The organism is Lacinutrix sp. MEBiC02595 (assembly GCF_053601555.1).
In genome coordinates, this window is record NZ_JBSHNU010000077.1 from 1 (window position 1) to 259 (window position 259).

Annotated in this window: 1 protein-coding gene; it reads right to left on the bottom strand. The window is 44.4% G+C overall.

All coding sequences use genetic code 11. The features are described from left to right. Positions 1-259, bottom strand: a 259-nt coding sequence (locus ACVCZW_RS00325; protein ID WP_452231330.1) for a hypothetical protein, incomplete at both ends; no start/stop codon positions are given.

Sequence of the window (259 nt, forward strand, 5' to 3'; positions counted from 1 at the left end):
TGCTGTAACTGTTCCACTTACTGGTACCGTTACTTCGGTTGGCTCTGTTCCATCTGTTAATGTCGATCCTGTTGGTAAAGTAGTTGTATCTATTACGATATCTACTGTTCCTGCTGGCACTCCTTCTATAGTATAGGTTCCATCCGCTGCCGTTGTTGCTGTTGGCTCTCCTGCGTCTAATACGCCATTGCCATCTAAATCTGCAAATACAGTTACTGGAGAAGTGAATCCGGTTTCTGTTCCGTTTTGTGTTCCATCA